The sequence below is a fragment of the Streptosporangium nondiastaticum genome (assembly GCF_003011965.1).
Taxonomy (GTDB): domain Bacteria; phylum Actinomycetota; class Actinomycetes; order Streptomycetales; family Streptomycetaceae; genus Streptomyces; species Streptomyces nondiastaticus.
Map to the genome: position 1 here is coordinate 1 of NZ_PXWG01000202.1, position 8,650 is coordinate 8,650.

Genomic DNA, 8,650 nt, shown 5'->3' on the forward strand with positions numbered 1-8,650 from the left:
TTCATAGTGTTTCGGTGGTCATAGCGTTAGGGAAACGCCCGGTTACATTCCGAACCCGGAAGCTAAGCCTTTCAGCGCCGATGGTACTGCATGGGGGACCGTGTGGGAGAGTAGGACGCCGCCGAACAATTTTTAGAGAAAGCCCTGGTGGGAACCTTGAGTTCCCGCCAGGGCTTTTTCGCGTTTATTCGCGTTTACCCGACGCTCACGAGAGGAGCCGGTGGTCCCGTGGCACCCCTGGCTGATTTCGAGAAACACCGCCCGCAACTCTGGGCCGTCGCTTACCGCATCACCGGCTCGGTCGCCGATACCGAAGACGCGCTGCAGGAGACCTGGATGCGCTGGCAGCTCCTCCCCGACGACGAAGCTGCCAATCCCGCCGCCTATCTGACGACCGTCGTCAGCCGCATCTGCCTCGACCAGCTCGGCTCCGCCCGCTCTCGCCGCGAAACCTACGTCGGCCCCTGGCTGCCCGAACCGATCGTCGGCACGGTCCTCGGCACGGTTCCCGGTCCCGAGGACCGGGTCACCCTGGACGAAACCGTCGGCATTGCGCTGCTGACCGTCCTGGAGAAGCTCACGCCGGCCGAGCGGACGGCGTTCGTCCTGCACGACGTGTTCTCCATGCCGTTCACCGAGATCTCCGAAGTCGTCGGCCGCACTCCCACCTCCGTACGGCAGCTGGCGTCCCGCGCACGCAAACGCGTGCGTGCCGAATCCCCGCGCTGTTCCGTCGACCGCGCCGAGCACCGCCGTGCCGTCGACGCCTTCCTCGCCGCCGTGATGAACGGCGACTTCGAGAGCCTGCTGTCCGTCCTGGACCCCGATGTCGTCTGGCGTTCGGACGGCGGCGGGAAGGTCTCGGCCGCCCGTCGCCCCGTCTGCGGCCACGAGAACGTGGCCCGCTTCGCCCAGGGCATCAGCCGCGGCTTCGACCCGCTGTCGATGCGGGTGCTGGTCCGGGACGTCAACGGCGCCCCCGGCATCGTCTCCGTCGACCTGGCCCAGGGCCGGGTGATGGTCTTCGCGTTCACCGTGCACGAGGGGCGGATCACGGAGGTCTATGCCGTCGCCAACCCGGACAAGCTCCGCCACCTCCGTCACCTCCGCCACCCCGATCAACTGGGTCACCCGGATCACCCGGGTCACCCGGAGTACCTCGATCCGCAGGGGCTGTGACGGTGGCTGTCACACTTCGGCCCGCTGTTTCGTCGTGTGGGTATGACGCAGACGCACCGACCTGACATCGTCGTTCTCGGCGCCGGCTATGCCGGCCTCTCCGCCGCTCTGAGGCTGGCGCTGAACCCCCACGTCGCCGTCACCCTCATCGACCCCAACGACTACTTCACCGAGCGAGTCCGCCTGCACCAACTCGCCGCCGGGCGGCCCGAGGTGAGCGTTACCCACCCCCTCTCCGTACTCCTCCGCGGCACACGGATCCGGCACCTTGCCGCCCGTGCCGTCGACCTGGACCGCGCCGGCCGGCAGCTTCGTACGGACGACGGCCGGACCGTGCCCTACGACCGGCTCGTGTACGCGCTCGGCAGCGTTACGGACACGCGCGCCGCGCAGGATGCGGCGGAGCGGGCCTACACCGCCGAGTCGTCGGCCGAGCTGGGCAAGCGGCTGTTCGACGGGCCGGGGCGGCTCGCCGTCGTCGGCGGCGGGCTCACCGGAGTCGAACTCGCCGCCGAGATCGCCGAATCGCACCCCGGATGGGAGGTCCGTCTCCTCACGGCGGGCTCGCTCGGCGCGGGCCTGTCCGGCAAGGGGCGCACGCACGTCCGTAAGGCTCTCGGCGCGATGGGCGTGAGCGTGAGGGAAGGGGAGCGCGTCGCCTCGGTCGACGACGTCGACGCGGACGTCACCGTCTGGTCGGCGGCGCTGCGGCCGCGCACCGAGCTCGCGGCCGCGGCGGGCCTCGAGCTCGACGCCGCGGGCCGGATCGTGGTCGACCGTACGCTCCGGTCGGCCACGGATCCGGCCGTCTACGCAGCCGGCGACGCGGCGGCCACCTCCCTCCGTATGGCGTGCGCGACCGCGATGCCCACGGGCGCGCACGCCGCGGCGTCCGTCCTCGCCGACATCGGGTCCCGGCCGGCGCAGCCGCTCGCGTTCCGCTACGTCATGCAGTGCATCAGCCTCGGCCGCCACGACGGGCTCGTGCAGCCGGTGCACGGCGACGATTCACCGCGCGGTTCCGTCCTGACGGGGCGGCCGGCGGCCTTCGTCAAGGAGCAGGTTGTCCGCTCCACGGTCCGGAGCCTGCGTGTGGTGGCGAGCATGGCCCGTGCCCGGTAGCCACCGGGCCGCGGGCTCCGGCGTTGCGCTCCGCCCATGCGGTGAGCGCCGACCTGCACGCGTGGTCCATGTGCCGCAGCCCGCTCAGGTCGAGCTCCACGCCCCGGCCCGGTTCCTCGCCCCGGCCTGGTTCCCCGCCGCTGCCCGGGCGCGGCAGCGTGGCCTCCAACTCGTCGAGGATCTTCGGCAGTCGGAGGAAGTTCGCATTGCCCAGGACCCGGACGTGCACCGTGCCGTCCTCGGCCGTTCGTGTCTCCACATGGACGTGCGAGGTCTCCCACGCCGCCTTGGCGACGGCCATCAGCAGACCGATGGCGACGCCCTCGAAGAGGTTCGTCGCCACGATGGCCCCTGTGGTCACCACGAGCACCACGGCCTCGCCGCGGTGCTCGCGCCAGAGCCGGACGACGTCCCGGAAGGGCAGGAGCTTCCACCCCGCGTGCATCAGCACCCCCGCGAGTGCCGCCACCGGGATGACCTCCAGGGCCCAGGGGACGAGTGCGACGAAGACCAGCAGCCAGACGCCGTGCAGGACGCGCGACGCCTTGGTCTTCGCTCCCGCGCTGACGTTGGCCGCGCTGCGGACGATGACCGCCGTCATCGGCAGGGCGCCGAGGGCTCCACACACCGTGTTGCCGGCGCCTTGGGCGATGAGCTCCTTGTTGTAGTCCGTGCGCGGGCCCTCGTGCAGCCGGTCGACGGCGGCGGCGCTGAACAGCGTCTCGGCCGAGGCGATCAGGGCGAAGGCCAGGACCGTGCCCAGGACGCTCATCTCGCCGAGCCGCGCGAAGTCCGCGCTGCCCGGCGGCCGGACGGCGTCGAGCAGCCCGTTCACCTCGATCCGGGCCACCGGCAGGGAAAGGCCGGCGACCACGCCCGTCGCCAGCGCGACCGCCGCCAGGGGCGCGGGGACGAACTGGGCGCCGCGCCGCCAGCGGGGCCACAGCACCAGGACGGCGATGGTGGCGGTGCCCACGGCGGCGGCGGTCAGGGCGTCCGTCGAGATCAGGGTGTCGATGATGAGGTCGGGGAGGCCGGTGAGCTTCTCGGGGCCGCTCGCGGGCGGGCGCATGTCGGCCATGGCGTAGACCTGGCCGGCCATGAGGACCAGGCCGATGCCGGCCAGCATGCCCTGGACCACGGCGACGGAGATCGCCCGGAACCAGCGGCCCAGGCGCAGCAGTCCCATGGCGATCTGCAGCAGGCCGGCGGTGAGGACCAGCACGCCGAGCGCGGTGGGCCCGAACTCGCGCACGGCCTCGTAGACGAGGACGGTCAGGCCGGCGGCCGGGCCGCTGACCTGCAGGCTGCTGCCCGGCAGCAGCCCGGTGAGGAGGCCGCCGACCACACCGGTGACCAGGCCCAGTTCGACCGGGACGCCCGAGGCGACGGCGATGCCGACGGAGAGCGGTACGGCGATCAGGAAGACGACGAGGGAGGCGGTGACGTCGGCGCGCAGGTCACGGCCCCGGCCGCTCCGGCCGGGGCCTTCGGGGCGCCGTCGGCCGTTCAGGCCGGGGCCTTCGGGGCGCCGGGCGTTGGCGCTGCTGTGGGGAGGGTTTGACCGGAGCTTGGTCCTGGCGAGCACTTTGCGGGCATGGCTGAGGGGTATTTTGTCCATGAGGATCTGCCTCCAGCGCGTGGCGTCGCGCAGCGATGTGATCGTTGATCGTTGCCGGTTGGAGCTGGTTGGAGCCGGTTGGAGCCGGTTGAGCCTGGGGAACCTTGGCGGGGCGTGGGGGTACGGGGATACGGACTGCACGTATGCGGACGCGCGGTCGTTGCGTACGAGCTGCGGACACGTCGGGGTCAGGACCGGCCGGACGGTAGAGGGTGACGGAGCGTGCCGTGGACACCCGCGGTCATTCTGTCCAAGGGGCCAAGGTCCAGGGAGCGTCGGCGCGTTACCACGATGTAAACGCTGTGGTGGCCGGCCGGAATCCGCTCGTCCCCTCGCTCCGGCGCAGGCCCCCGTGGGCCTGCCGGCCGACCGCGCCCGGCGCACGACGTGCGCGCGGGGTGCAAAGATGACCGGGCACGCCCCTGACCGGCCGAGACCGGCGAAGTGCGGCACAGTGCGGTGAAGACACGCCCCCGAACCAGCGAAGAGGTGGAGTCCGTGACCCAGAAAGTCGCCGTCCTCGGTACCGGAAAGATCGGCGAGGCGCTCCTGAGCGGCATGATCCGCGCCGGCTGGTCGACGGAGGACCTCCTGGTCACCGCGCGCCGCCCCGAGCGCGCCGAGGCGCTCCGCGCGCGGTACGGCGTCGAGACGGTCACCAACGCCGAGGCCGCCAAGACCGCCGACACCCTCATCCTGGCCGTGAAGCCGCAGGACATGGCGGCGCTCCTCGCCGAGCTCGCCCCGCACCTGCCCGCCGACCGGCTGGTCATCAGTGCCGCCGCCGGCGTGCCCACGTCGTTCTTCGAGGAGCGGCTGCCGGGCGGCAACCCCGTGGTGCGCGTCATGCCGAACACCCCCGTCCTGGTGGACGAGGGCATGTCGGTGATCTCCGCCGGCACCCACGCCACGGAGGACCACCTCCTCCGCACGGAAGCCATCTTCAAGCCCGTCGGCAAGACGCTCCGGGTGCCCGAGTCCCAGCAGGACGCGGCCACGGCGCTGTCCGGCTCGGGACCGGCGTACTTCTACTTCCTCGTCGAGGCGATGACCGACGCCGGCATCCTCCTCGGCCTCCCGCGGGACAAGGCCCACGACCTGATCGTCCAGGCCGCCATCGGCGCGGCCGTCATGCTCCGCGACAGCGGCGAGCACCCGGTCAAGCTCCGCGAGGCGGTCACCTCGCCGGCCGGCACCACGATCAACGCCATCCGTGAGCTGGAGAAGCACGGGGTGCGGCACGCGCTGATCGCCGCCCTGGAGGCCGCTCGCGACCGCAGCCGGGAGCTGGCCTCGGGCGAGGGCTGATCAGGCTCCTTCTACTGCTCCTACCGCTCCTATCGCTTCTACCGCTCCCACCGCTCCCACCGCTTCTATCGGTCAGGCCCCTTCCACCAGAGCCGCCGTCGGCACGATCCGCGCGAAGCGGGCGGCGTGCAGGTTCGTCGCCGTCGCCCGGAACAGCTCGTCCGCCGTGAGCGACTCCCCGTCCGGGCCGACCGCGTCGAACGTGTACGTCGCGTCGACCGGCACGATCACGTCGTAGCCGAGGTTCCCACCCATCCGGGCGGTCGTCTCCACGCACCAGTTCGTCATGATGCCGATGACGACCAGCTGCCGGATCCCGGCCTCGTCCAGCCAGCGCCCCAGGTCCGGCGTGCCGAGGAACGCCGAGTTCACCGTCTTGGTGACGAGCAGCTCCGGGCCGCTGCCCTTGCCACGCCGCTCCTGGACGAAGTCCTGCAGGTCGTTCCCCCGCCGGCCCGGGCGCAGCGGAGAGGCCGGCTCGGACGAGTCGTGCCGGACGAAGACCACCGGCCGGCCCGCCGCCTGCCAGGTGTCGATCAGCCGCGCCATGTTGCCCTCGGCGGCGGGGTTGTTGCGGGGCGGGTAGAAGTCCTGGTCGTTCCAGGCCTCCTGGACGTCGACGACGATGAGGGCGGCGTTGTCGCTGATACGGATGTTCTGTGCGCTGTTCATGCTGACGATCCTGGTCGCCGCCGCGGACCCGGCCCAGTGGCAGGAGAGACCCTGTTCGATGGATTGCTGCCATGAGCGGCAGGATGGTGCCCATGCAGCCAGCACAGCGCGTCGCCCTCGTCGCCTTCCCCGGCATCCGCGCCTTCGACGTCGCCGTCATCACCGAGGTCTGGGGCACTGACCGCACCGACCGCGGCGTTCCCCGCTTCACCCTGCGCCGCCACGGCGCCGACCGGGCTCCCGTGGCCATGCCCGGCGGCCTCACCCTCACCCCCGACCAGGACCTCGAAGCCCTGAGGGGGTTCGGCGCGAGCGACCTCGTGGTCGTCCCCGGCGTGGATGAGCACTTGGCCCCGGTCCCCGAACCCGTCCTCGCCGCCCTGCGCAGCGTCCACGGCGCGGGCGTGCCGGTGGCCGCGCTCTGCGGCGGCGCCTTCGTCCTCGCCCAGGCGGGCCTGCTCGACGGCCGCCGCGCCGTCACCCACTGGAACCTCACCGGACTCCTGGCCCGCAGCCATCCCGGCGTCCAGGTCGTCCCCGACGCCCTCTTCGTCGAGGACGGCGGCGTGTGGACCGCGGCGGGCGTCGCCGCCGGCATCGACCTCTGCCTCCACCTGGTCCGTACGGCCCACGGCGCGGAAGCCGCGGCGACCATCGCACGTTCCATGGTCACCGCCCCCTTCCGCACGGGCACGCAGGCCCAGTTCGTCGACCAGCCCACGCCCTGCTCCGACCGCGAGGCCGACGCCCTGGCAGCCGTACGGGAAAGGGCCCTGCGCCACCTCTCCGAACCGCTGACCGTCGCCGACCTGGCGGGCTGGGCCGGCATGTCGCCGCGCTCCTTCGCCCGCCACTTCACGGCCACGACGGGCACGACGCCGGTGCAGTGGCTGCTCGACCAGCGCATCGCCGCGGCACAGAAGCTCCTGGAGCGGACGGGGCTGCCGATGCCGGAAGTGGCCCGCCGCTGCGGCTTCGGCAGCGAGGTCACCATGCGGCAGCACTTCGCGGCCCGCCTCGCCACGAGCCCGCGCGACTACCGGCGGGCGTTTCGCTCCGCGGGTGCGTAGCGAACCAGGCCGTAGTGACTCGGGCCGTAGCGACTCGGACCGCCATGACTCGGACCGGCTTCAGTACGCGGGCAGCAGCCCGATCGCACGGTACGCGGCGTCCACGGTCGGCCGGGCGAGGCTCCGCGCCCGCTCGGCGCCCTCCCGCAGCACCGCGTCCACATAACCCGGGTCGCCGCACAGCGCGGTGTGCCGCTCCTGCAGTGGCCGCAGCGCTTCCAGCACCGCATCGGCGGTGTCCCGCTTCAGCGCGCCGTATGAGGAATAGCCCTCCGCGAGCTCCGCGGGCCGGCCGCCGGTACAGGCGGCCAGGATCTCCAGCAGATTGGTGACACCGGGACGGTTCTCGCGGTCGTGGACGACGTCGCTGCCGCTGTCGGTCACCGCGCGCATGATCTTCCGGCGCACGACGTCCGGCTCGTCCAGGAGATAGACGATGCCCGCCGTCTCCGCGTGGGACTTCCCCATCTTCGCCGTCGGCGACTGCAGGTCCATGACCCGCGCGGCCACCGTCGGAAGGACGGCCTTGGGAACGGTGAACGTGTGCCCGTACCGCTGGTTGAACCGCACCGCGAGATCCCGCGTGAGTTCGACGTGCTGGGCCTGGTCCTCACCCACGGGAACCTCGTCCGCCCCGTACGCGAGGATGTCCGCGGCCATCAGCACGGGATACGTCAGCAGCGAGAGCCGCACGCTCCCGCCGGCCGCCTGCTCGCGCGCCGCCTTCTCCTTGTACTGGATCATCCGCCGCATTTCGCCGTCGGACGCCGTGCACTCCAGGAGATAGGAGAGCCGGGTGTGCTCGTCCACGTGGCTCTGTACGAAGAGCGTGCAGAGCGCCGGGTCCAGTCCGGCCGCCAGGAGGAGGGTGGCCGTCTGCCTGCTGAGCCGCCGTACGCGGGCCGGGTCGTGGTCCACGGTCAGCGCGTGCAGGTCGACGACGGAGAACAGGGCGTCGGCCTTGTGCTGGTCCACTTCCACCCACTGGCGGATGGCGCCGAGGTGGTTGCCGAGCGTCAGATGGCCGGTGGGCTTGATGCCGCTGAAGATCCGGGTCATGGGTGGTGCGCTCCTCTGCCTGGAGAGGGACGCCGCCCCGGACAGCAAAACGGCCGCCGAGGCGGCGGCCGTTGGATGCATGCGCGAAGCACGGAGTCGGGGCCGCCGTCAGGCGGCCCACCACTGCTGCGTGCTTGCATGCCGGGTCATGGGCCGGAGGCTACGGGACGGAAATGGGCTTGCGCCACCGGTTTGATGAGCCCTACGGGGTCGTGTAGAGTCCTTCGAGTTGCCGCGAGGGCCTGAGAAGGCCGGAGGGGCAGCGATCGAGCCGCACCGGCGGCACTCACCACTGCACGGCCCCTGAACGGGATGAATTTCGGCATGCCGGAATTCGGATCGGGAAGGCCCCAGGCTCCGATTAGGAGCCGCCGGGGAAATCCGCTAAAGTAGTGATCACGCCGGAAGGCGCGAAACAAACCCCGCTCCAACAGGGGGCCGGAAAAGTGATTCGGACCGGAAACGGAACGGAAAACGGATCTGGTAAGGTTGGAAACACCGAAGGGAAGCGCCCGGAGGAAAGCCCGAGAGGGTGAGTACGAAGGAAGCGTCCGTTCCTTGAGAACTCAACAGCGTGCCAAAAGTCAACGCCAGACTATAAAATACCCCGTCTCCGGTC

General features: G+C 71.3%; 7 protein-coding genes and 1 rRNA gene. 5 read left to right on the plus strand and 3 right to left on the minus strand.

Features of this window, described 5'->3' with window-relative positions; translation table 11 throughout:
- Positions 1 to 10: 10 nt before the first annotated feature.
- The 3 genes from rrf (at position 11) to B7P34_RS33815 (ending at position 2,301) form a co-directional block, all read left to right on the plus strand.
- Positions 11 to 127, plus strand: a 5S ribosomal RNA gene (rrf, locus tag B7P34_RS33805).
- Between the two features lie 101 nt (positions 128 to 228).
- Positions 229 to 1,179: an RNA polymerase sigma factor SigJ gene (sigJ, locus tag B7P34_RS33810; RefSeq protein WP_106681981.1), complete on the plus strand. Its 951-nt coding sequence runs from the start codon at positions 229 to 231 to the stop codon at positions 1,177 to 1,179.
- Between the two features lie 42 nt (positions 1,180 to 1,221).
- Positions 1,222 to 2,301 carry an NAD(P)/FAD-dependent oxidoreductase gene (locus tag B7P34_RS33815; protein ID WP_106681982.1) on the plus strand — a complete coding sequence of 360 codons (1,080 nt, stop codon included), beginning with the start codon at positions 1,222 to 1,224 and terminating at the stop codon, positions 2,299 to 2,301.
- Here B7P34_RS33815 and B7P34_RS33820 read toward each other — a convergent pair.
- A complete protein-coding gene (locus B7P34_RS33820; RefSeq protein WP_106681983.1) occupies positions 2,231 to 3,922 on the minus strand; it encodes a SulP family inorganic anion transporter in 1,692 nt (563 codons plus the stop codon). The two genes, B7P34_RS33815 and B7P34_RS33820, sit on opposite strands and share 71 nt — an antisense overlap.
- A gap of 498 nt (positions 3,923 to 4,420) precedes the next feature.
- On the opposite strand from B7P34_RS33820, the gene proC reads away from it, so the two are divergent.
- Positions 4,421 to 5,230, plus strand: a complete 810-nt coding sequence (gene proC, locus B7P34_RS33825) for a pyrroline-5-carboxylate reductase (RefSeq protein ID WP_106681986.1) — start codon at positions 4,421 to 4,423, stop codon at positions 5,228 to 5,230.
- A 72-nt stretch (positions 5,231 to 5,302) separates the two neighbouring features.
- Here proC and B7P34_RS33830 read toward each other — a convergent pair whose 3' ends face one another.
- Positions 5,303 to 5,902, minus strand: coding sequence for a cysteine hydrolase family protein (locus tag B7P34_RS33830; RefSeq protein WP_223268513.1), 600 nt, complete (start codon positions 5,900 to 5,902; stop codon positions 5,303 to 5,305).
- Between the two features lie 92 nt (positions 5,903 to 5,994).
- On the opposite strand from B7P34_RS33830, the gene B7P34_RS33835 reads away from it, so the two are divergent.
- Entirely contained in the window at positions 5,995 to 6,972 is a 978-nt protein-coding gene (locus tag B7P34_RS33835; protein ID WP_106681988.1) for a GlxA family transcriptional regulator, read from the plus strand.
- A 60-nt stretch (positions 6,973 to 7,032) separates the two neighbouring features.
- Here B7P34_RS33835 and trpS read toward each other — a convergent pair whose 3' ends face one another.
- Positions 7,033 to 8,031: a tryptophan--tRNA ligase gene (gene trpS, locus B7P34_RS33840; RefSeq protein WP_106681984.1), complete on the minus strand. Its 999-nt coding sequence runs from the start codon at positions 8,029 to 8,031 to the stop codon at positions 7,033 to 7,035.
- Between the last annotated feature and the right edge of the window lie 619 nt (positions 8,032 to 8,650).